At 74.8% G+C, this 503-nt stretch carries 1 pseudogene; it reads right to left on the bottom strand.

The annotated features are described in order from the left end of the window. Nucleotides 1-503 (bottom strand): annotated as a pseudogene (locus tag ACEN88_RS34015) (exonuclease SbcC); the annotation flags it as partial.

Here is a 503-nt window from a genome sequence, read left to right on the forward strand (position 1 = left end):
GGCGAGGTTGTCGCGTTCACGCGCCAGCGCCGCCAGCCGTTCGCCGGCGGCATCGTACGCGGCGCGCTGGCCAGCCTGCAGGTCGACGTTGGCGCGCTGTTCGCCGCGCCGCGCGGCCAGTTCGGCGGACAGCTCTTCCAGCACGGCATGCAGCCGGTCGTCCTGGTGCCGGTAGGGGTGTTCCGTGCCGCCGCACACGGGGCAGGCGTCGCCGTCCACGAGCGTGGCGCGCAGCTTTTCGACGCCGTCGGCGCACGCCAGTTGGGCCGTCTTCAGCATGCGCTCGGCCTGGGTGACGGCCGCGTCCAGCGCGCTACCCGCGGCGCGTGCGGCGTCGAGTCCTTCCTGGGCTTTCGCCTGCGCCTGGGTGGCCTGGGTGGCCTGCGCATCGAGGTCGGCCAGGCGGCCGCGCTGCGTGCGCAGTGCCTGCCACGTGTGGTCGAGCGAGGCCAGGTGTTCGCGCCGCTTGTCGAGCGTGCGGCGTTCCGCGCGCAGGGCGTCGG

Source organism: Massilia sp. CT11-108, assembly GCF_047302915.1.
GTDB lineage: Bacteria > Pseudomonadota > Gammaproteobacteria > Burkholderiales > Burkholderiaceae_D > Telluria > Telluria orientalis.